The sequence below is a fragment of the Neorhizobium sp. BT27B genome (genome assembly GCF_050455485.1).
In the GTDB taxonomy this organism is placed as follows: domain Bacteria; phylum Pseudomonadota; class Alphaproteobacteria; order Rhizobiales; family Rhizobiaceae; genus Neorhizobium.
Genome location: NZ_JBCIYT010000015.1, coordinates 19,181 through 40,320 on the forward strand (window position 1 = coordinate 19,181; position 21,140 = coordinate 40,320).

At 58.7% G+C, this 21,140-nt stretch carries 17 protein-coding genes and 2 pseudogenes; 8 read left to right on the forward strand and 11 right to left on the reverse strand.

Annotated features, from left to right (window positions below):
• Positions 1 to 2: 2 nt before the first annotated feature.
• Positions 3 to 3,635 (reverse strand): Ti-type conjugative transfer relaxase TraA, encoded by a 3,633-nt coding sequence (traA, locus tag AAIH70_RS27055; RefSeq protein ID WP_430036814.1) that lies wholly within the window; start codon positions 3,633 to 3,635, stop codon positions 3 to 5.
• A gap of 260 nt (positions 3,636 to 3,895) precedes the next feature.
• Here traA and traC point away from each other — a divergent pair, with 260 nt between their 5' ends.
• The 3 genes from traC to traG are packed head-to-tail and all read left to right on the forward strand — an operon-like array spanning position 3,896 to position 6,324.
• Positions 3,896 to 4,168 carry a conjugal transfer protein TraC gene (traC, locus tag AAIH70_RS27060; RefSeq protein WP_430037117.1) on the forward strand — a complete coding sequence of 91 codons (273 nt, stop codon included), beginning with the start codon at positions 3,896 to 3,898 and terminating at the stop codon, positions 4,166 to 4,168.
• A gap of 4 nt (positions 4,169 to 4,172) precedes the next feature.
• Positions 4,173 to 4,385, forward strand: a complete 213-nt coding sequence (traD, locus tag AAIH70_RS27065; RefSeq protein WP_132280347.1) for a type IV conjugative transfer system coupling protein TraD — start codon at positions 4,173 to 4,175, stop codon at positions 4,383 to 4,385.
• On the forward strand, positions 4,375 to 6,324 hold the full coding sequence (gene traG / locus AAIH70_RS27070) for a Ti-type conjugative transfer system protein TraG (protein WP_430037119.1): 1,950 nt from the start codon (positions 4,375 to 4,377) through the stop codon (positions 6,322 to 6,324). The genes traD and traG overlap by 11 nt, the downstream gene beginning before the upstream one ends.
• Before the next feature lie 49 nt (positions 6,325 to 6,373).
• Here the strand turns inward: traG and AAIH70_RS27075 are convergent, their stop codons facing one another.
• A complete protein-coding gene (locus AAIH70_RS27075) occupies positions 6,374 to 7,327 on the reverse strand; it encodes a choline ABC transporter substrate-binding protein (RefSeq protein WP_430036817.1) in 954 nt (317 codons plus the stop codon).
• Between the two features lie 287 nt (positions 7,328 to 7,614).
• Here AAIH70_RS27075 and AAIH70_RS27080 point away from each other — a divergent pair, with 287 nt between their 5' ends.
• A complete protein-coding gene (locus AAIH70_RS27080; protein WP_430036820.1) occupies positions 7,615 to 7,893 on the forward strand; it encodes an HU family DNA-binding protein in 279 nt (92 codons plus the stop codon).
• Positions 7,894 to 8,186: 293 nt separating this feature from the next.
• Here the strand turns inward: AAIH70_RS27080 and AAIH70_RS27085 are convergent.
• The 4 genes and pseudogenes from AAIH70_RS27085 to AAIH70_RS27100 form a co-directional block, all read right to left on the reverse strand.
• Positions 8,187 to 9,724, reverse strand: a protein-coding gene (locus AAIH70_RS27085; RefSeq protein ID WP_430036823.1) for an IS3 family transposase whose coding sequence is annotated in 2 segments (ribosomal slippage) — positions 8,187 to 9,097 and positions 9,097 to 9,724 — 1,539 coding nt in all. Because the reading frame shifts where the segments join, the coding sequence is not laid out codon by codon here.
• Between the two features lie 57 nt (positions 9,725 to 9,781).
• On the reverse strand, positions 9,782 to 10,387 hold the full coding sequence (locus AAIH70_RS27090; protein ID WP_430036826.1) for a DUF6985 domain-containing protein: 606 nt from the start codon (positions 10,385 to 10,387) through the stop codon (positions 9,782 to 9,784).
• A gap of 179 nt (positions 10,388 to 10,566) precedes the next feature.
• Positions 10,567 to 11,154 (reverse strand): annotated as a pseudogene (locus AAIH70_RS27095) (tyrosine-type recombinase/integrase).
• Positions 11,155 to 11,415: 261 nt separating this feature from the next.
• Positions 11,416 to 11,862: a lysozyme inhibitor LprI family protein gene (locus AAIH70_RS27100; protein WP_430036829.1), complete on the reverse strand. Its 447-nt coding sequence runs from the start codon at positions 11,860 to 11,862 to the stop codon at positions 11,416 to 11,418.
• Positions 11,863 to 12,400: 538 nt separating this feature from the next.
• Here AAIH70_RS27100 and AAIH70_RS27105 point away from each other — a divergent pair.
• Positions 12,401 to 12,817 carry a hypothetical protein gene (locus AAIH70_RS27105; RefSeq protein WP_430036832.1) on the forward strand — a complete coding sequence of 139 codons (417 nt, stop codon included), beginning with the start codon at positions 12,401 to 12,403 and terminating at the stop codon, positions 12,815 to 12,817.
• Between the two features lie 284 nt (positions 12,818 to 13,101).
• Here AAIH70_RS27105 and AAIH70_RS27110 read toward each other — a convergent pair whose 3' ends face one another.
• Together AAIH70_RS27110 and AAIH70_RS27115 are read right to left on the reverse strand one after the other, a co-directional pair.
• Positions 13,102 to 13,527, reverse strand: coding sequence for a GlcG/HbpS family heme-binding protein (locus tag AAIH70_RS27110; RefSeq protein WP_430036835.1), 426 nt, complete (start codon positions 13,525 to 13,527; stop codon positions 13,102 to 13,104).
• A 65-nt stretch (positions 13,528 to 13,592) separates the two neighbouring features.
• Positions 13,593 to 14,411: an SDR family oxidoreductase gene (locus tag AAIH70_RS27115; protein WP_430036839.1), complete on the reverse strand. Its 819-nt coding sequence runs from the start codon at positions 14,409 to 14,411 to the stop codon at positions 13,593 to 13,595.
• 211 nt (positions 14,412 to 14,622) lie between these two features.
• Here AAIH70_RS27115 and AAIH70_RS27120 point away from each other — a divergent pair, with 211 nt between their 5' ends.
• Complete coding sequence (locus tag AAIH70_RS27120) at positions 14,623 to 15,516, forward strand: helix-turn-helix domain-containing protein (RefSeq protein ID WP_430036842.1); 894 nt, start codon at positions 14,623 to 14,625, stop codon at positions 15,514 to 15,516.
• Between the two features lie 605 nt (positions 15,517 to 16,121).
• On the opposite strand, the gene AAIH70_RS27125 is transcribed toward AAIH70_RS27120, so the two are convergent.
• Complete coding sequence (locus AAIH70_RS27125; protein ID WP_113240827.1) at positions 16,122 to 16,430, reverse strand: DUF736 domain-containing protein; 309 nt, start codon at positions 16,428 to 16,430, stop codon at positions 16,122 to 16,124.
• Between the two features lie 699 nt (positions 16,431 to 17,129).
• On the opposite strand from AAIH70_RS27125, the gene istA reads away from it, so the two are divergent.
• Both istA and istB read left to right on the forward strand, forming a co-directional pair.
• Complete coding sequence (istA, locus tag AAIH70_RS27130) at positions 17,130 to 18,635, forward strand: IS21 family transposase (RefSeq protein WP_430036845.1); 1,506 nt, start codon at positions 17,130 to 17,132, stop codon at positions 18,633 to 18,635.
• On the forward strand, positions 18,632 to 19,525 hold the full coding sequence (istB, locus tag AAIH70_RS27135; RefSeq protein WP_430036848.1) for an IS21-like element ISRel5 family helper ATPase IstB: 894 nt from the start codon (positions 18,632 to 18,634) through the stop codon (positions 19,523 to 19,525). The genes istA and istB overlap by 4 nt, the downstream gene beginning before the upstream one ends.
• 219 nt (positions 19,526 to 19,744) lie before the next feature.
• Here the strand turns inward: istB and AAIH70_RS27140 are convergent.
• A pseudogene (locus AAIH70_RS27140) lies at positions 19,745 to 19,882 on the reverse strand (zincin-like metallopeptidase domain-containing protein); the annotation flags it as partial.
• Positions 19,883 to 20,104: 222 nt separating this feature from the next.
• Positions 20,105 to 21,049, reverse strand: a complete 945-nt coding sequence (locus tag AAIH70_RS27145; protein ID WP_132280330.1) for a LysR family transcriptional regulator — start codon at positions 21,047 to 21,049, stop codon at positions 20,105 to 20,107.
• Positions 21,050 to 21,140 lie beyond the last annotated feature (91 nt).

A 21,140-nucleotide genomic window follows, 5' to 3' on the forward strand; every position in this document is an offset into this window, starting at 1 on the left:
ACTCATTTCACGGAGAGCCCAGTGGTCTTGGTCTGGCGCATGATCTCCGCCTGCTTTAGGGCGGTCACCGTCCGCTCATGGGCGGATAGTTGCTGAACAGTCCGCATCGGCTTCCAGGACGATTGCAGCTCGGCCTTCTGAGCCGGCGCCATGCCGCCGGAAAGCTTCTCAAACACCTTGCCATCCGCGTCTTTTGCCGCGAGCGGCAGGAAGGATCTTTCCCCGAAACGTTCGGAGACGGCTCTCGCAAATCCTTCCAGTTCGGCCTTCACTTGTCTGTCGGCGAGGGCGTATTCCAAGCCGGAGGGGAGATCATTTCGGTCGATGGCATCGCGCACCCGCTCGAGGGTCTGCTTGGCCGCGCCGGAGAGCGCGGGAATATCGATCGAGACCTTCAAGCGAACAGCACGCTCCTCTGACTCATAGCGACGCTCGGCTTCAGCCCGTTTGCGCAGGTACCCGTCCAGATCACGCGCCAGTGCCGGGACGTTTACGAGCGCGGTCTCTCGCGCTTGGACTTCTGCCTTGCCGGCGAAAAGGCCGGTCTTGCCCTTCAACGAACCAAAACTTTCCGGCTGCTTAAAAATCGTCGCGATCGCTGTTTTCGCGATCTCGGGGCTTCCGACCATGGCATCGACATTCACCGCATTGAACGCCGCCTGCGGATCGGCATAGACGAGGTGGAAGCGGGCCGAGACCTCCTGCCATTGGCTCTTCAAGGCGGGATCGGTCGAGACCTTGCCCTCGATAGATTTTTCGATCGATTTCGCAAATGTAGTGATGCCGGCAACCATGGGCTTCCTATCCTTCTGGATGACAGAGTTGGTCTGATTTCGGGTTTCGGAGGCGCTACGAACGCGGGGTTCCTCGGCGACGCCAGGACCCAATCCAAGCCGGGTTCCGATGGCGGTAAGCCGCGGGATGAGATCGGTCAGCTTTCCCTTCTGGCGGATGGTCCACTGCAGGCGATCGCGCAGCAGGGTGCGACCGACATTCATCAGATGCAGGCCGCGCGCGTTCGCAAACTGAAGTGCCGCGCGATAGGAAGAAGCATCCTCGTAGTCGAGCGTGGTCTCCTTCGATCCGTCGCGTGACAGGCGTTCATGCATTCTCGCCATCGCCAGCTCCTCGACGGGGACGACCTTCCACGAATTGCGATCAGCCTCGGTACCGTCAGGCAGCGTGACGCGCTGCGATCCGAGATGCTTGAGACCAATGCGATCTCCGATCTCGACTTTCGATTCATTGATCGCGCGGGCAAGATCGACACCCCAAACAGTCCGCTCCTGTCCATCGGCAAAGCCGAGCGTGACATAGTAGCTGGCCCGGTTTTCCGGCTTGTGCTCGTAGGGGGCGTCCCCGTGCGCGAGGAGCACCCCACCGCGCCGCTGGGCGAACTCTTCCAGGCCGACATAGAGCTCGGCCGTTTCGCGGTGGCGGGTCATGGCGACATAGGAAAGGTGCCTGTCCAGCGTGCTCGATGCCAAGACTTTGACGCGATCGACAGTGGCGCCCTGGCTCTTGTGAACCGTGGTGGCATAGCCATGATCGACATTGGCATAGAAGCGCTGTTCGACCACGACCCCACGACGATCATCGCCACCACCGATCTCGGCAACAATACGCCCGGGCTGCGCTTCCACCACGCGGGCCAACATGCCGTTCTTGACGCCGAGCGATCCCTCGTTCTTCAGGAAGACGATCTGGTCGCCGGCTGCGAATTGTCGGTGACCATCTTCCGTCTCGAAGGTGTGTCCGGCATCGATGAGGCCGCGCTCGACAAGCTTGCCGCGGGCCATTTCGTTCAACATTCGCACGTCGAGGCGGCGGTGCGCGAGGATCAACGAGGAACTGGCCGGATTGAATTCGCGGTCCCAGTCGACAATCAAAGTCGTGATCGCCTCATCCCTGGTCCAGCCCGTTCGAACCATGCGCTGGCCCGCGTAAGCGGCGAGCGCAGACGACACGTTACCGCGGGCAAAATCGAGCGACGCATCACGCATCCACTGCTCGCGCTGACGATAGATCGTTTCGAGCTCTGCATATCCGATCCGCTGGGAAATCGCGCGGAAAGCAGCGCCCGCCTCGATCGGTTGGAGCTGATCGGGATCGCCGACGAGAACGAGTTTCGCGCCTGACATCGTGGCCGCCTCGACGAGGTGCGCCATCTGCCGTGAGGAGACCATGCCGGCCTCGTCGAGCACCATGACGGTCTTGCCGTCGAGATGGTCGCGGTCCTGATCCCAGCGCAGTTCCCAGGCAGACAGAGTGCGGGATGCAATGCCCGCTTCCTTCTCCAGGCCCTCTGCGGCCTTGCCGGCAAGGGCTGCGCCGACAACGCGATATCCGGCCGCCTCCCAGGCTTCGCGTGCGGCCTTCATCATTGTCGTCTTGCCGGCACCGGCGCGCCCGACAACGGCGGCAATTCGCTCTGAGCCAGCGATATGCTCTACCGCCGATTTCTGCTCCTCCGAAAGACGGCCATGCCGTTCGAAAGTCTGGGTCAGGACCTGGGCTGCAAGATGATGAGAGCGCTGCCGCGCGAGCCACAATGCCCTGTTCGCCATCTCCGCTTCGATGCGGATAAGATCGTGCGTCGTGTATTTCGCCGGCGACCGTGCACCCGTCGAAAACGAGATCCGCTCTCTATCCAGCCGCAGCGTATCCGGATGCTGCAAAACCCGCGCCATCAAATCCTGGAACTGGGCTGGATCATCGACGTAGCGGTGCAAAACCTTGGCGACGTCTCGCTCGTCGAAGACGCTTTTTTCGCGGATGATGAGATCGAGGACGAGACTGGGATCGCGATGGATCCTCCGCGCATTTTCCTCGCGGCGCTCTTCCTGAAGCTCGATCCGTTCCAGCTTTACCGAAGCGGCTGGCGCGGCCTCACCCGCGCCAGCCGCCTTCCGCTCGATCGCCGTCGCACCGACCCCGACGTGAATGGTTGGCTCCAGCGAGATGCCTTGCTTTTCGAAGGAACGGCCATCGACCCTGATGTCGAGGCCGGCAAGGGCAAGATGCCGGTTCTGGCAGGCAAACCATCCGTCGCGAAAGGCGTTAAAGCCATCGGCGCCGCCGGCCCAAAGCTCATAGACGATCTTCCCGGCATCATTGCGCTGCGGCTTTCCATCGGAGCCGGGGACTGCGACCTTTTTCGCCCCGAACCCATCTTCTGTCAGCGGTCGCAGCGTCGTCATCAGATGAATATGCGGATTGCCGGTCGCATCGTGATAGACCCAGTCGGCGACCATGCCGTTGGCCGTGACATGCCGCTCGACGAAATCCCTGACCAGCGCGATATTCTGTTTGGCTGACAGCTCGATCGGCAGGGCTATGGTGACGTCCTTCGCCAGCTGAGCATCGGACCGCTTCTCGAAAGCCTCGACCCTGTTCCAGAAAGCCTCGGACGCACCTGAGATGGATCGATCGGCCACCATTGCCCGCAGCCAGCCTGGCGCATCCTCAGGAATGACGAACTCCTCATGCAAGAGCCCCTGCTTGTCGCGATAGTCGATCGTCCTCGCTTCCCGCTCGAAATCCATTTTCGCGCAGTGCCGGTAGGCCGCGGACAGCACGGCGCTGCGGCCGGAACCACGGGCGACGATGCTGACTGAGAAATGCGGGACGGCCACAAGTAGAGTTCCCTTTAGCGAACGATTCCAATCTGTTCGAAGATGGAGGCGGCCCAGACCACCCCTTGGCAGTCCGCTCTTTCGAGCACGTCGCGCCAGCGACGTATAATTGCGCCCTTTGATCCGCTTCTTCGAAACGGCGGGATCATTCGCCAAAAGCTGGCGCTTTGGCGAGGTGCAAATCTGCACCTTTCCAGCGGTAGAAAATGCGGGGCACGGTTCGTCTCCATCGAACCATCAGCAACGAGGAAGCCAAGCCCATGAAGAAGCCAACTGCCAAAATCCGGGAAGAAATTGCTCGCCTGCAGGAGAAGCTGAAGGAGGCGGAAACACGTGACGCCGAGCGCATCGGTCGGATCGCGATACGGGCAGGCCTCGGGGAGATCGAGATCGAAGAGGCTGACCTTTTGTCCGCGTTCGAGGAGGTCGCCGGCCGCTTTCGCGAAGGAACGAAACCCGCCCAAGGACGCAAGCCTGCGACCACGTCGCCGAACGGCGCTGGCGAGGCTGCGGTCCAATATCCTGAGGCTTGAGCGCATGCAGAAGATGACTGCGACCGAAGCCCGCAAGAAAGACGCGCGGGAGAAAATCGAACTCGGCGGCCTGATCGTCAAGGCTGGCCTCCGCTACGAGAAGCGTGCGCTGCTGCTCGGGCTCCTGATCGATGCCGGCGCGCGGATAAAATCGGACGAGGCGGAGCGAAGCCGCCTGAGTGAACTCGGTGCGAAGGCGTTCGCCGATGACGCCTAGGAAGATATTTGTCGCAAGCGTTCCGGCCATTGCCATGACTGCCATTTGCTTGGACCTGCCCGGCATCGAACGGTGGCTCTCAGCGTTCGGTACGACCGATCAGGCAAGGCTGATGCTCGGGCGGATCGGGCTTGCATTGCCCTATGTGCTCGCCGGCGCCTGCGGTCTCCTGTTTCTCTTCGGAACCAGGGGCTCAATCAACGTTAAGGCGGCCGGTTGGAGCGTCGCCGCGGGCGGCTTCGGCGTGGTCATCGTCGCAGCAATCAGGGAGGGCTCACGCCTGTTTGCGTTTGCCGAGCAAGTCCCCACGGAAAGGACGCTGCTCTCCTATGCCGATCCTTCGACCATCGTAGGAGCGGGCGCAGCACTGCTAACCACATTCTTCGCGCTGCGCGTCGCCAGGATGGGCAATGCGGCCTTTTCGCGAAGCGAGCCGCGTCGCATCCGTGGCAAGCGCGCCCTGCACGGGGAGGCGGACTGGATGCGGATGCAGGAGGCGGAGAAGCTCTTCGCGGAAACGGGCGGTATCGTCATCGGCGAGCGTTATCGTGTCGACCGGGACGATCCGGCGGCGACGGCGTTTCGACCGGGTGAGCCGACAACCTGGGGCAAGGGTGGCTCCGCGCCGCTGTTGTGTTTCGACGGCTCGTTCGGCTCGTCGCACGGGATCGTCTTCGCCGGTTCGGGTGGTTTCAAGACGACGTCTGTGACCGTCCCCACCGCTCTCAAATGGGGCGGCTCGCTCATCGTGCTCGATCCGTCCAACGAGGTCGCGCCGATGGTGACGGAGCACCGACGCAAGGCGGGGCGGCGCGTCATTGTCCTCGACCCGAAGAAAGCTGGTTCTGGCTTCAATGCGCTCGACTGGATCGGTCGCCATGGCGGCACAAAGGAAGAGGATATCGCCGCAGTGGCGTCATGGATCATGAGCGACAGCGGTCGCGCGACCGGCGTCCGCGATGACTTCTTCCGTGCATCTGGTTTGCAGCTTCTGACGGCGATGATCGCCGACGTCTGCCTTTCCGGGCATACAGACGCGAAGCACCAGACTTTGCGCCAGGTCCGCGCCAATCTGTCGGAGCCTGAGCCGAAGCTTCGCGCACGCCTGCAAGAGATCTACGATAATTCCGCGTCCGACTTCGTGAAGGAGAATGTCGCCGCCTTCGTCAACATGACACCGGAAACATTCAGCGGTGTCTACGCCAGCGCGATCAAGGAGACGCACTGGCTGAGCTATACGAACTACGGTGCACTGGTGTCGGGGTCGAGCTTCTCCACGGATGCACTGGCGGATGGCGAGACCGACGTTTTCATCAATATCGACCTCAAGACCTTGGAGACCCACGTGGGGCTCGCGCGCGTCCTCATAGGGTCGTTTTTGAATGCAATTTACAACCGGGACGGCGCGATCAAGGGGAGGGCGCTGTTCGTACTCGATGAAGCGGCACGGCTGGGCTACATGCGCATTCTGGAGACGGCACGGGACGCCGGTCGCAAGTATGGCGTTACCCTAACGGTGATTTATCAGTCGATTGGCCAGCTGCGGGAAACCTATGGCGGGCGTGACGCGTCGAGCAAATGGTTTGAAAGCGCCAGCTGGATCTCGTTTTCTGCCATCAACGACCCCGAAACCGCCGATTACATTTCACGCCGCTGCGGCATGACGACGGTCGAGGTCGACCAAGTCAGCCGCAGTTTTCAGTCGCGGGGATCGTCGCGAACGCGGTCAAAGCAGCTGGCAGCGCGACCGCTGATCCAGCCGCATGAAGTTTTGCTGATGCGCACCGACGAACAGATCGTATTCACCGCCGGCAACCCGCCGCTGAGATGCGGCCGCGCCATCTGGTTTCGTCGCGCAGACATGAGACCCTGCGTCAGCCAAAACAGGTTTCACACAGATCAGCAGGCCGACCATACGAAGCCAACCGGCCTCTTGTGACGTAGCGACTGAAGGAAGCCAGCGATGCTGCTTCCTTCAGTCGACTGGGTCAGAGGCCCAGTTCAGACTTGACGGCTTCAAGTCCGGGCTTGCCATCTGCTGTGGTTACGCCCGCAAGCCACGGTTCGATCGCTGCGCCGTTCGCCTTCAACCAGGTTGTGGCTGCGTCTTCGGCGTCTTCACCGTCATTGAGGATGCTACCCATGATCTCGTTTTCCATCGGCAGGGAAAATTTCAGGTTCTTGAGGAAAGCACCGACGTTCGGGCATTCCTGCAAATAGCCGGCGCGTACATTGGTGCGCACTTCGGCGCCCCCGAAATTGGGACCAAAGACATCATCGCCACCAGTCAGATAGGTCAGCTTGAACGCGGCATTCATCGGATGCGGTTCCCATCCGAGAAAAACGATCGCGTCACCCGCCCTGTCGGCGCGCATGACCTGAGCCAGCATGGCCTGCTCCGAAGACTCGACGATATCGAGTGCCCCGAGCCCGAAATGGTTCTTCTTGATCATGCCGAGGATCAGACGGTTGCCGTCATTGCCTGGCTCGATCGCATAGATCTTGCCGCCAAGCGCGTCGGCGTGCGTAACAATGTCCTTGAAGTCCTTGATGCCGAGCTCGGCGCCTTTTGCGTTGGTGGCGAGCGTGTATTTGGCTCCAACGAGATTGGCGCCGAGCGTCTCGACGCTTTTATCCTCGATATAGGGGCGGATATCCGCTTCCATTGTAGGCATCCAGTTCCCGAGAAAGACATCGATTTCCTTGCTCTTCAACGACGAGTAGGTCACCGGCACAGACAAGAGCTTGATTTGCGCCTTGTAACCCAACGCCTCAAGGACAACCGAGGCGGTTGCTGTCGTCGCCGAGATATCGCTCCAGCCGACTTCAGAAAACCGCACGGTTTGGCAGGCTGTCGGTTCCTGAGCCACAGTTGCGGTCGCGCTGCCGATAAGGGAAGCGGCGATTGCCGTGGTAGCAGCCAAGATTGATTTGATGCGCATGTTTTCCTTGCTCCATTTCAGGTGAGGGTCGTACCAGCGCGCAAACCGCAGATGCAAGCATACAGTCCGGGCCTGAAGACGACCTCATCCGGATCGACATCGCGGCTGCAAGCGTCAAAGTGCCTGCATAAACAGGAAGGAGCGCAAGCAAGGTGGAAGGGGGATTTACTGCCTGCGCATACGCGATTTCGTGTGGAGAACCCTCCGGATCCCACGAAGCAGCGCGGTGACGACGTGACAGAATCACGTTTCGATGGAACGGTTCGGACAGCAACGAGGAAAAAATCATGACCACGACCAATGAAATCGCAGACAAGATCGCGTCCGAGCACGGGCTGACCAAGGTTCAGGGCAAGACGATCGTCGAAGCCGTCTTTGCCGCAATTACCGATGCCGCGACGTCCGGGGCGGAAACCTCGATCCCTGGCTTCGGCAAATTCAAGGTAAAGGATACGCCGGAACGTGACGGCCGCAACCCTTCCACCGGCGCCACGATCAAGGTCGCGGCGGCAAGGAAGCTCGCCTTCCAGCCAGCGAAAGCCCTGAAAGACACCCTGAACAAATAACAGGCGCGACTTGCGCGCCGCCACGTTTCTCAACGTGCATGGCCCTGCCTGGCGGCAGGGCTTTTTGTAAGGCGTGATCCAAGCGATAAGAAAATAAGAGCTTCCCGCGCCGGTCATCTGGATAAATTGTAATCTTCGTGCTACATATCGGCGATATTTGTAGTGCGAAGGCGACAAATGCCAACACCTCACAATCCACCCGCCGCTGTAAGGCGCGCTCTTCGCAAGCTCGGCGTGTTGATTTCCACTGAGAGCTGACCCGGCGGGGGATGCGGATAAAAACTTGGACTGATTTAGACGTTATGGCCGAGACTTCTGCGATACTCGATCGGGCTGAGCGACCCCAATGATATTTTGATGCGCTTCTCATTGTACCATCGGATGTAGCCATCAACCTCGCGAACAAATTGCTCGATCGTGATGGTCTTCCAGTCTCGTGGATAGAAGAGTTCCGTTTTCAACCGTCCAAAGAAGCCTTCGCACGCGGCGTTATCTTGGGAACAGCCCTTGCGGGACATCGAGCGAACCAATTTCGCATCGTTAATCCGAGAGAGCCAGCCGGGCCAACGATAATGCGCTCCGCGATCGGAATGGACAATTGTCCCGCCTTCGCCGTCGGTGACAGTTTCAATGGCGGCGTCCAGCATCGTGTTGACCAGGCCCGCATCAGGTTGCGTTCCGATCGACCAGCTGATCACCATCCCGTCGAAGCAATCTATGATGGGCGAGAGATACACTTTGCCGGCTGGGATCTGGAATTCGGTAATGTCCGTGAGCCACTTCTCGTTCGGTGTTTTGGCATGGAAGTCGCGGTTGATGAGGTTCTCAGGCGCAGGACTGATTTCTCCCAAGTAAGAGCCAAAACGCCGTCGCCGTGGTCTGGCGGCGACCAGACGCTCCTGTTTCATCAATCGCTGCACAACCTTTTCCGAGATTGTCACACTCTGCCTGGCCAGAGACGCCTGCAGTCTGCGATAGCCGTAGCAGCGATGGTTGCTTTCGAAGATTTCCGTCAGGTCTCGACGGATGGCGACATACTTGTCTTCCAGGTTTGCTCGGGCGCGGTGGTAGAAGTACGAACTTCGCGCAATCCCCAACTGCACAAGCAGTTCCGGCAATCGATAGGTATCTTTGAGGGCGTCAACCAGCTGTGTCTTCTCTCGATTACTCAGGAGTTGCAGATCGACGCCCAGGCCTTTTTTAGCAGTTCATTGGCCTTCTTCAGCAGATCATGCTCGAGCTGCAATTGTCGGACATCGCGCTGGAGGGCTTCAAGCTGTCGCTCGAGTTCTTCACGCTCAGGTGCCGGCGCGGAGGTTTTGCGGCGTTTCATCGATGAGGCAGCCTCATGACCGAGTAACTCATTCCTCCAAGCGTACAACGTCGGCCGGCATACGCCTATCCGGTCGGCTACCTGCTGGGCACTTTCCTCTCCACTGCAAAGATCTAGGACAGCGACCTGCTTCAACGCTTCAGGATAAGCCCGACGCCAGGATCTTCCTGCCATCGAAGTTCTCGTCTGTGGAAACGCCTCTCGAACCCATGCTGTCAAAGTCCCGCGACCTGGATAACCCAGCGCCCTCATCGTCACAGAGATACAGCGATCGTGAGTACGGTAGTGCTCAAGCGCTACCTGCTTCTGCGCCTCAGAAAACTTCCGTGCGCGAGCCGCACTACGGACGCGCAGGTCTTGATGCTGCTGGTACTCTCGATACCAGTTCCTCAGCGCATTCTTCATGGGATAACCTAATTGGCGGATCGTCGCCTTAACCCGCCTGCCGAGCTTAATATACAGCTCGACTGCGCGAATTCTGTCTGCATGGGAATACATGGACTACCTCCTGGTGGTCCAAATTTTAGTCCGCATCCCCATGCTGTACGTTCAAAGCTAACTCCGCCCTTCGGCATGGCGAAGGGCAATCCAGGGCAGGTTTGGCACGTCTCCAGCGCCCCACTTCACGACATCCGTGCCGTGGAGCATTATACCATAGCCGTTCTCCGCGTCCCAATTGCAGGCAAGCTCGACACCAAAATAAGGAGGATTTCCTACCACGTCTGGTAGCGTGATGTGGAGAAGGCGGACTCTCGGGCGCAACTGTGCTTCTTCCCATGTCTCATTAACGACCTCGTCGGTCACGCCGTCAATCCCCTTCTGAATGTTGATAAGCTCATCAAGCGAGGATCGAATAGTAGTGATTATCGCCTGTTCCACTTCTGCGTCGTTATCGATCAGCCATCGCGCTGCTGCGATCATGTTTGAACTGGGCACGTCACCCGTACCGTCGTCGTTCTCCAAGATTGCCGGCACTTCTCCCGGCTCAGCGAACTCGGCGTTGCCACGTCCGGGATGGGGTAGAGCGACAAGCGAGTGTTGAAACGTTGAAGTCAAAGGCATTGGTAGCGCTGTGAACCAAGCCCCCTTGCCGCCGTAGAGCGTAGGTAAACCATCAATTTTGTAGGGCTTATCTTTAGGCGAAAGCTTGTCGAGGCGCATGAGACCCATCCTTCGTCTGAACTCGCTTTGCGTGCCACCATTGCACGCCAGACAGAGCATGCCAAGCCGCCCACCGCGCCGAGCAGCCAACAGGGATCGAAGACATCATCAAGGTGCATGCGGCCAACGACCGCATTTGGCGCGAGAGAGACCACCCGCTGTCGCCGAGGGTCAAGAACCTACAGCTCGATCTGCTCAGCAATTCTAAGGGCGTCATCCACCTCGACGCCGAGATAGCGAACGGTGCTTTCCAGCTTCGTATGACCAAGCAGAATCTGGACGGCCCGGAGGTTGCCTGTCTTATTTTAAATCTGCGCTGCCTTGGTTCGCCCCATGGAGTGGGTGCCGTGGGCGCGAGTATCAAGTCCGATACACGCGACCCAACGGTGGACAATCCGAGCGTATTGCCTCGTGGACAAATGATGTGACGTCTTCCGACGGCTTGGAAATAGATATCTGCCGCCGTCCCTTCGAACGAAGGGAAGCCATGCCACGAGCGCAGTCTTCGTCTGCTCGGTCACCTCAAACTGCACGCGTCGCCTCGTCTTCTTCTGGATGATGGCGGCTCGATCCCGAATCGGACGACCCGACCATAGGTCCTCCACCCTCAGCTTGACCAGGTCGCAAGCACGGAGCTTGCTGTCGATGGCGAGGTTTAACAGCGCCACCTCTCGGGTCGCCCCGCTCATTTCGAGCCTGACGCGGATCGACCAAACGTTTTTGGGTTGCAGAAGTCGCTTCTGTCCGACCATTTTCCCTTGTTCCATGGGAAACGATTACGCAGTACGGCGGTGTCCATGTCGAAGCATCCGCCACTCCTCCCACGGCGTCGCCTCCATCAGGCCGACCGATTATTGCACAGCTCGTCGCTACTCAGCCCTATGCGGTCGTTTGACGCGCGGACAATCGCCATCTGACCTGATCGTCACAACCGGGTGGGCGACGTCTTCGTTATTGAAAATGACGGCGGGCGGCATAGGCTTTCGCGTGCTAACGCGGGAGCCTACGACCGAGCCGCCCTATTGCTGCTACTGATCGTTTGCGATCGACAAATATTCTTCCAGAACATTGGCGCGCTCGCAGAGACGAAAAAGTTCTTTCTGCATGACTTGAAAACTACTCACCGTTTCGCTGCCATAGAGCGACGACTCAACGGTTTTGCTGGTGTTGTGGAAATCGAGCCAGGCGCGCTCGGCGCGGATCAGATTGTCCTTGGCCGCGCCACGCTGCTGACTGAGCAGTGATTTATAAGCAGCGTTCAATCGCGCGTCTTGTCGTTTTGTCTCCGCAGATTGACATGCAGAGAGAGCGATGTTGTCTGATTCCGCCTTTTCAACGCATCCATAGAACACATTGCTAATGCCTGTGGGCGCCTGACGTTTGATGACCTGAGCGGTGCTTTCATATGCCAGTGCGCCAGAGCCATACACCGAGAGGGCGAGGCTGAGGATGAACATCGTGTTTGCTGTTTTCATGCGATACCAACCTGGATGGGCCAAAGGGTTCTAAAAAAGTTTTTGCTCAGGCGCGCAAGTGGCGTCACCGGTACTGCGATACGCGATAACGACTTCGCCATATCGACTCGCTGATAGGGCGTTGCCTGAAAGAAAGCAATCAAAACAGTGGTTAAAAATTGCTCTTGTTGGATTCTAAGCGGAAGGCAGCAGACGGCCGATACTGTGGAAAAAGTCCTCGCCCTCATCCCGACATGGAGCGTTTTGAAATCGATTTGCGACAGCGGGATTTTCGGCGACGGGTTAAGCCAATTTCATCTGAGGTCGAGCAGGATACAGGAATTTCATTCCTGCAGTTTCGCCGAAAACTTGCTTGAACGGGCTGAGCCAGCCTTTTCAACAGTATCAGCGCATCTGCGACATGACGGCCTTCGACCCAAAGAAGCCGAGGACCAGTATACGCTAAGCTGGACGCACCAACCATGTCCACATAACTCAACGAAACGATATCCGGCAAACCCGGTGCGGTTCACCTCACAGGCTCGGCAGTCAACATTCCATGAATTACCCGACGATAAAAGTTATTGCTTGCTTCACACTATGCCCCATCATTCCTGCGCCAATTATCAGTGTGATCATACTTTTCCTCGACCCGCCAAGGTTCATGGGAACTCTTGAATGGTACTATTGGCTTCCAACCTATTTAGGGATGACCCTCTGGGTCTCTGTGTGTGCAATGGTTTTTTTCGGAGTGCCGTCTCTCATGCTGGCGGTCGTCTACGCAACTCTACAATTGAGGCAATGCACAAAGCATGTGTTTCTCGTATCTCTGTCAGGCGGCGCATTTGCGTTCATTTTTAACGGCCTGTTCCTGCCGCCGCTTTACGAAATTGCAGCATTCATTCTCGGGATGGTAACGTCCTTATTGGCCGCGCTCTTTGCTCTTCCAAAGCAAACTACTTTAGGTTTTGACTAAAGGTGAACGGTGTTCCACCGCGTCATCTTTGCCAGTTGTTCAAGCCTTCGTCCTCAGAACATGGCGGCGGTAATCGCTGACCGAACGAGAAGGCGCAAATTCGCGCCTGAAAGTCGGTCGTTCGGCTTGATGAACGTGATACTCAAAGCCGGCATTCGGTGGATGATTCAGATTTCAGCCCAAAGCCGAACGCATGATGCCGAAATCCTCTGTGAGCACGCCATAAGGTTCACAGGGCAGGGCCAAACAAGGAGCTATCGCTTTCAATCGTCGCAAGGTTGATTTTAGGCTTCGCTTGTCCGAGCTTTGGCCATCAGGGCCGCGACCGCTGCGTTCGCCACTTCGAAATCCTGTTCGACCATGCCGCCCGACACGCCGACAGCGCCGATCAACCGGCCGCCACTATCCTTCACAGGCACGCCGCCTGGAAAGACGATCAACCCGCCGTTGGTGCGATCGAAGCCTGGCGACGTGCCGCCCGGCTTTACGAAGTCGTAGAGCGCCTCGGTATTGAAGCCAAACAGCGCTGCGGTGCGCGCCTTGTTGAGCGCGATATCGGCTGAGCCTAAGAAGGCTCCATCCATGCGGAAAAACGCCTTCAGATTAGCCCCGTCGTCATAGACGGCAATGTTCATAGGCACCCCTATCTGCTCGGCCACCTTCCGGGCGGCGGCGATGACGGTATCGGCCTGGGTCTGGGTAATGCTCATCTTGAAAATCCTCTAAAAGGAAAGAACTGGCCGCGGCGAGGTGCCGCGGCCGGTGCTACAAGGGGTCAGATCCGGTTCTCCCAGGCGTCGAGCTGGTGCTGCTTCAGCATGTCCTCGATTGCCTTGGGCATGACATTGCGGAACTTGCCTTCGTCGGCGGGAACGACCTCGATCATGCGGTCGATCATCTCGGTCGGATCCATCTTGCCTTCGGGGGTGGCAAAGAAATCGTCGAACCCCTTGCGCAGATCGGCGCGTTTGGTGAAGTTCTTGGCATCGTCGAGCCAGCGGAACGGGTTGTCTGCCATCGTTTCGTTATAGCCGGTGTAGTATGCACCCGGATTGATCGTCTGCACCTTGACGCCATAGCTTGCCAGCTCCTGCTGCATCGCCTCTGCAAAAGATTCGAGCGCATGCTTGGTCGACACATAAGTTCCCCAGTTCGCGGGAGTGAAGAGCCCGCCCATGGATGAGGTAAAGACGACCTTCTTGCCGGCCGCATTGGCTTCACGGATCCAGCGCTGCACGACACCCTGCGTCAGCTGGAGTGGCAGAAAGACGTTGATCTCGTAGTTCTTGCGAACCAGATCGAGCGGGATTTCCCATACCGGACCGGCTTCGCCCATGCCGGCATTATTCCACAGGATGTCGATGTCCCAGCCCTGGGCCTGCTTGATGTCATAGGGATCGGTCAGATCAAGGCGTTCGATGCGGATTTTTTCGGACAGCCCCAGCGCCTTTACCTCTTCGCGAAGCGGGGTGACCTGCGACGACACCTGTGCCGTTGCGATGATGTGGTGGCCGTTCTTGGCCATACCGATGGCGGCCGCCTTTCCAAAGCCCGAACCGGCACCGGTGACGAGGATGGTTTTTTGATGGGTCATGTCTGATCTCCTTCGATTTTTGAGTGTCGGCGCGACGTTACGTCCGACGTGTTGGAGATAGCCTCTTCCTCTGTGGCCCGCCGTCTGCGGCTTGCGGCAACTGTTCCGAAATTGCGGTCGCGGTGCCTCCGTGCTAGAAAATTCTGCATATCGATTGGTCGGGCTGCTTGTGAGGGGGCGAACACGGGTGACACGGGCACCAGCGCCAGCAATGCACATCAAGGATTCCGAGTACGCGCTCGACGGGATGGCACGAATCCTCGCCAGGCCATCGGTTACCATTTCCGATGGGCGGCGCGGCGACACTTTGATTACCGGACGCTGGCAGCACGGCCCTGTCCATAACACGCTCGGTGCACTCCCCGCGCACGTGATCGTTGCGCATCACGGAGGCGACGGCGACATGAGCTTACGCGGTTCGGCCGGCGTCAACTTTCGTGCACGTTCGCGTCGGGGCACGATCGTCATCATACCTAAGGCGCAGGAGGGCCGCTGGGATATTGAAGGCACCTCGGATGTCAGCCACGTCTATCTGACCCACGAGCGCCTGCTCTCCACTGTCGAGGAACTGACGAATGGCCGCAACTTCGACCTGCTGCATCGTGTAGCCTTCGAAGACCCGACGGTCGTCCACCTGATCACGATGCTCAGCAACGAAGCGATGGCCGCGGGGCCCAGTTCGCGCCTGTTCGTCGAACAAGGACTTGACCTCCTCTGCACCCAGCTTGTGCGCGGTCATTCGAGCTTCGCGGCGCTTCACGATCCTGCGGCAAGGCGTGGCGGGCTCGCCGAGTGGCAGGTCAAGCGCGTCATTGCCTACATGCGCAGCCGAATGGAGGAAGAGATCGGCCTCGATGAGCTCGCTGCCCTCATGCATCTCAGCCGCTTCCATTTCTGCACGGCATTCAAGAAGGCGACCGGGCGCAACCCACACGAAATGCTGACGATGATGCGCATCGCACGCGCACAGGAATTGCTCGTAGATCGGGACTTGCCGGTGACCGAAATCGGGCTTTACGTCGGCTATCAGACGCCCTCATCCTTCGCAGCGAGCTTCCGCAGGATTGTGGGAATGAGCCCGAGTGAATTTCGCCGGCGGCTGTAGGCACGATCACGATACTCTCCAGAGAAGTGAGCCGCCCGACGCGGGGCGGGATGGGTTTACCTTTCCAAACGAAAGCTTGTCGGCAGCAACCGACCCCTTCAAACCAACACGTGGTTTATCGCGAATTAGCACTGTTGGAACGCTGCCTTCTCGATAGCTAACTTTGCCTTGGCACTTTCCAGCTCCGCCGCGATCTCCCGGCGCTCGTTCTGGTCGATAGATGCTGAAAGCTCGTATAGCTCGGCACGCAGTTCTTCGATGAGGAATTCGAGAGATTAGGTCATCTTCGTCTCCTTGACGTTTGCGAAAGATGACCACTGGCTCCAAGAAGGGTATGGCGGGGTCAGGGATCGCGACCGCGACCGGCGGAACCGGGGAGTGGGGGAGCCGATTTGCGGACGCTGCCCATCGGGCGGGTCGAGTAAATTGGGGGAACCGCTCATCCTTGAGGCCGTCCTGCTCATTTGGTACCATTCCGCATTATGAGCAACTTCCCCGCCCACCGTATGGCACCACGAAAGCCGAAACTGGCTCGACGCCAGGTCCGGCTTTGACCTCTCGGAAGAGGGGAAGGCCCCGCCTGTGGCGGAGCCTCGTGATGTCAATCAGTCCCGGTTCGAGCGAGACCAGATAAGCTGAAGGCCATCCTCGCCTTCGACCTCAGCAAGCGTTGCGTAGATCGGGGCCGGGAAGGAAGGATCGTCGAGCTTGACCGATAGGTAGTCGCGGCCCTGCTCAGAGGTCTTCTGCCAGGCTGCGCCGAGTTCAACGCTTCCGGCGTAGACGCGGAACTGCGGGCCTTTATCGGAGGGGTTTTCGACCCGGGCGATGCGCGCCTTGACGTTGAGGGCGAGAGTACGAATGGAGCCGGTGAAGCCGTTTTCGGTGGAGGTGAAGGTGCCGATGGTTGCCATTGTCCTATTCCTTTTCTGTGTTTCGGGCCGCGCCTATCGCGGCCTCGATGGCAGTCGCAAAGACCGGTGACGATCGGCCCGCACCTTATAAGGCCGCAATAAAATGGAGGGCGGCAAGGTGCAGATTTGTTAGTGGGAGAGGAGGAGGGCGCAGCCTTCCGGGGTAAGAAATCTGAACATTGTCGTTGCGGGAAGACGATCGAGGCGAAGCCGGTCTCCGGTCAGACATGCCACATCGAGCCCGCAGATGGGTTGCCGGAAACTCTGACGTCAAGGAAATGGCGATGGCGTTACGCCGCATTTGCCTTGGGGGCGCGAATGGCATCCTACACCACCCCAGACTTGCACCGTCGTTGCTGCAAGCTTCAATTGGCGGCGGCTGCTCCCCCCACGAATATTGGCGGCCTTGTCCACGATGCCCCATGCGATATCGTTGCAATTCGAGTCGCAAACTGGAGAGACTACGCGCCAGCAGACCAAGCCGTTCACAGTCGAACGAAAGTCATCCCGGAAACCAAGGTGCATAGCGGCAATCTAGGTGAGATTCAGCGTCAATCAGGATGAGACTCGCGCCGGGGTGTGACGAAGTGAGGGCTTAGCCCGATCGTAGTCATACCCCGGCGTGGCGCAGATTTTCGGCGTCTCAAAATCGCGGTCGGTTCGGTACATTTGCGGTTTTCTGGATTGGAGAACCAGTTTGTGCCGGGTCGCCATGTAACCGATCATCAGATGAGACTCTTCATGAAGTATCGACAAACGCATTCCGTCGAGGTCGCCGCAGCAAAAGCGTCGATCAGCCGAGCCACTGCGTACCGCCTCGACAAGGAGGTACAACTACCATCTCAGAGCAAAGCGCCGCGTGGACGCCGCCGCCCTGATCCCTTGGAGCCAATATTCGAGACTGAAGTCGTCCCGCTGCTGAAGGCCGCCCCCGGCATCCGTGCCGTCGCTGTCTACAACGAGATGCTGCGCCGACATCCAGAACTCTCTGAAGGTATCCGCCGCACGCTTGAACGACGCATCCGTTCGTGGCGTGCTGTCAATGGCGAAGCGCAGGAGGTCATCTTCCGCCAGACGCACGAGCCAGGCCGACTGGGCCTTTCGGATTTTACCGACGCCAGCGGCCTTGGTGTAACGATCGCCGGCCAGCCGCTTGATCACCTGTTCTATCACTTCCGGCTTGTCTGGTCAGGCTTCGAACACGCCCATGTCATTCTCGGCGGGGAAAGCTTCGTTGCGCTGGCCGAAGGACTTCAAAATGCGCTGTGGTCCGTGGGTGGTACGCCGCTTTATCATCGCAGCGACAGCCTGTCGGCGGCATTCCGCAACCTTGACGCCGATGCCAAGGTCGATCTCACCCGCCGATACGATCAGCTTTGCTCCCATTATCGAATGACGCCGACGCGTAACAACAAAGGCGTCGCGCATGAGAACGGCTCGATCGAAAGCTCGCATGGCCATCTCAAGAACGCTGTTCATGATGCCCTGCTGATGCGGGGGACCAAGGAATTCGACGACCTCAGTTCTTACCGCGCCTTTGTCGACGAGATCGTCAGCCGTCGCAACGCTGCCCATGGCAGGCGCATTGATGCAGAGCGATCCCATCTGCAGGCGCTGCCAGAGCGCCGGACCACGGACTTCGAAGAGATTGTTGTTACGGTGTCCCGGACGGGCGGCTTCACCTTGCGCAAGGTCTTCTACACCGTGCCATCCCGCCTGATCGGCCACAGGTTACGAGTTCGCCTGTTCGACGATCGGCTGGATGTCTTCGTTGGCGGTACGCATCTGATGACGTTGCGCCGGGGACGTGGCCACGCTGACGGGCGACACGACCAGGTCGTCAACTACCACCACGTCATCCATTCCCTGCGTAAAAAGCCGATGGCGCTCCGTGGCCTCGTTTATCGCGACAAGCTCTTCCCGCGCGAGGAATATCGCAAGGCATTCGAAGCTCTCATCGAGCATCTTCCCGACAAGCAGGCGTGCAAGATCACCGTCGAGCTTCTGGCGCTGGCCCATGACCGCGGTTGCGAGCGCGAACTTGCGGAGGAATTGGCCAGGACCCTGGACGCCGGCGATTTACCGGATCTGGTCGCCATGCGAACGCTCTTCGGCCCGGATCCAGCCAAGCTACCTACCGTTCATGTGCAGCTTGCATCGCTTAACGGTTATGAGGCCCTGATCGGGACGGGAGAAGCCGCATGAAGAACGCACACGTCATCGATGAAGCACGGCTCGGTATCATGCTCAACGAACTTCGGTTGCCGACAATCAAAACGCTGTGGCCGCAATTTGCCGAGCAGGCAGACCGAGAAGGATGGCCAGCAGCTCGCTTCCTGTCGGCTATTGCCGAGCACGAGCTGGCAGAGCGTGCCAATCGCAGGATTGAACGGCATCTCGCCGAAGCGCACCTGCCGCCCGGAAAGACCTTGGACAGCTTCGCCTTTGACGCTGTCCCCATGATCTCGAAGGCGCAGGTCATGGCAATTACCGCCGGTGACAGTTGGCTAGCCAAGGGAGCTAACATCCTCATGTTCGGTCCGCCCGGCGGAGGAAAGAGCCATCTTGCTGCTGCTATCGGTCTTGCGCTGATCGAGAACGGATGGCGGGTCCTGTTCACCCGGACCACCGATCTTGTGCAGAAGCTTCAGGTTGCCCGAAGGGAACTCCAGCTTGAATCTGCCATCGATAAACTCAACAAATACGACCTACTCATCCTCGATGACCTCGCCTACGTCACCAAGGACCAGGCGGAAACAAGTGTGCTCTTCGAGCTGATCTCGGCCCGATACGAGCACAGGTCGATCCTGATCACCGCCAATCAGCCGTTCGGAGAGTGGAACCGGGTATTTCCTGATCCCGCCATGACACTCGCAGCAGTCGACCGGCTTGTACACCATGCCACGATCTTCGAGATGAACGTCGAAAGCTATCGCCGCAGAACTGCGCTTGAGGAAAAACGCCAGCGAGGCCGCCCCGCGTCCTTCGCGACAACCAGAACCTCAGCGCTAGCTGTCGCGGAGCGGCAATCAGAAAACGACGAAGAACTTGTCAGCGACAATCAGCGTGATAACTTGATCCCGACCGCGACCTAAGAATCTCATCCAGATTGTCGCACGCGTCTCATCCTGATTGCCGCGCTATACCAAGGCCAGATGCTGCAAAACCCTCGATCTGGGGAAGGCTGGATGCTGCCATCGCAAAAGGTCTCCAGGATCAGCAGGATGGGGAACCTCGCATTGTGGATCACGCGGCCGCCACCGGTGGTGCCGACCGCAATTCAGCGTCAGGCCGCAGCTTTCAACTCCGCCTCCGGCTGCATGGAAGATCTCCCGCTTGTCATGGGCCAGCACCGAAAGCCACGACTGCAGGTAAGATGCGTGATCCGGTCGAGGCTCGAGCTCCGGCGTGATGCCGAGATTGGCGCAGAGGAAGCAACTGCCGAGCTCGGCGCCTTATCCTGACGGTGTCGAAGCTTCGAGGACCACCTCCGGCCGTTATCCGACTTCAGTGTAACCGAAAGATTATTCTACGGAATGTGATGCCATGGTCAAAATACCGGCAAACCCAGCGCCAATTGGAACAAGCACGAGCAGTCTCTGCTTCGCGCGCGGTATCGTTAGAGTCATTTAGGCCATATCCGGCGGCGCCGTATTCACGCCCAGATAGAAATATTACTCTTCGTCAGATCCGCGTTTTGTTGGATATGCCGTCCTGCACACCGCCGAAAGAGTTTCGCGCAACCAACGATGAGCGGGGTCTACTTCGAGACGTGGATGCCAGATGGCGCAAACGCTTATCTCTTCCGTCTGGACCGGGAGCGTAAACGCCGTGACACCAAGATCAGTCGTGTAGTCGCCGATGATCGCGTTGCCGAGACAGGTCCTTGGGACCAGCGCAACGAGATCGGAGTTCCTGGCGATCCAGACGGCCTCGGGGTGGGACGGAACGGTGAGCGTAACCTCTCTGTGAAGTCCCCGTTGTTGGAGAGCAACATCGACAGGACCGGCCGTTATGCCTTTCCGCGTCACCACGACATGACGGCAAGCAGCATATCGCTCGGCGGTGACTTCCTCTTTCAAAAGCGGATGGTCTGCACGGCAGACGCCTACAAACCGATCTCTGAATAGAAGCTGTTGGCGCAGTTCCGGCGCGGTCGTTCCGAAAACGCCAACTTCGAGATCGATCAGGCCATCACGGAGCGGCTGTGCGTCCTTGTCGGGCTTCGGGACGAAGTGAAACCGAACTTTCGGAGCATGCTTGATTGCGGCCATGACGAGTGGCCCGGCAAGTGCCTGAACGAACCCCTCGCTTGCGCGCAGGACAAATGTTCGGTCCAGCGTGCTCAGGTCCAAAGACACCACCGACGGCTGGAGCACGGCTTGCGTGTCACGGGCGAGAGTGTGAACCCTCTCGACCAAACTTTCCGCATAGGGCGTAGGCGTCAGCGTCCTCCCTGCCTGCACCAACAACGGGTCACCCGTGGATTTGCGCAATCGGGCGAGCGTGCGGCTCATTGCCGATGGGCTCAGCCGCAAACGGCGCGCCGCTTTTGTCACACTCCTCTCGGAAAGTAGGACATCCAATGCCAGTAAAAGGTTCAGATCAACGCTCTGCATAGGCAGGATATATAGCGGACGTCATTGTTGGGAAGGCGTTCAACGCACACTTTGTTTGCCTTTCGCGCGTCTGGCGCAATCTCTCTTGAGC

Excerpts from the sequence above, each read along its gene's own strand:
- AAIH70_RS27145 (WP_132280330.1), bottom strand. The coding sequence starts at position 21,049 with ATGCAGAGCGTTGATCTGAACCTTTTACTGGCATTGGATGTCCTACTT.
- AAIH70_RS27075 (WP_430036817.1), bottom strand. The coding sequence starts at position 7,327 with ATGCGCATCAAATCAATCTTGGCTGCTACCACGGCAATCGCCGCTTCC.
- AAIH70_RS27125 (WP_113240827.1), bottom strand. The coding sequence starts at position 16,430 with ATGGCAACCATCGGCACCTTCACCTCCACCGAAAACGGCTTCACCGGC.
- AAIH70_RS27110 (WP_430036835.1), bottom strand. The coding sequence starts at position 13,527 with ATGAGCATTACCCAGACCCAGGCCGATACCGTCATCGCCGCCGCCCGG.
- AAIH70_RS27090 (WP_430036826.1), bottom strand. The coding sequence starts at position 10,387 with ATGCGCCTCGACAAGCTTTCGCCTAAAGATAAGCCCTACAAAATTGAT.
- AAIH70_RS27115 (WP_430036839.1), bottom strand. The coding sequence starts at position 14,411 with ATGACCCATCAAAAAACCATCCTCGTCACCGGTGCCGGTTCGGGCTTT.
- traD (WP_132280347.1), top strand. The coding sequence starts at position 4,173 with ATGCAGAAGATGACTGCGACCGAAGCCCGCAAGAAAGACGCGCGGGAG.
- traC (WP_430037117.1), top strand. The coding sequence starts at position 3,896 with ATGAAGAAGCCAACTGCCAAAATCCGGGAAGAAATTGCTCGCCTGCAG.
- AAIH70_RS27080 (WP_430036820.1), top strand. The coding sequence starts at position 7,615 with ATGACCACGACCAATGAAATCGCAGACAAGATCGCGTCCGAGCACGGG.
- AAIH70_RS27100 (WP_430036829.1), bottom strand. The coding sequence starts at position 11,862 with ATGAAAACAGCAAACACGATGTTCATCCTCAGCCTCGCCCTCTCGGTG.
- traG (WP_430037119.1), top strand. The coding sequence starts at position 4,375 with ATGACGCCTAGGAAGATATTTGTCGCAAGCGTTCCGGCCATTGCCATG.
- AAIH70_RS27105 (WP_430036832.1), top strand. The coding sequence starts at position 12,401 with ATGAATTACCCGACGATAAAAGTTATTGCTTGCTTCACACTATGCCCC.
- istB (WP_430036848.1), top strand. The coding sequence starts at position 18,632 with ATGAAGAACGCACACGTCATCGATGAAGCACGGCTCGGTATCATGCTC.
- AAIH70_RS27120 (WP_430036842.1), top strand. The coding sequence starts at position 14,623 with ATGCACATCAAGGATTCCGAGTACGCGCTCGACGGGATGGCACGAATC.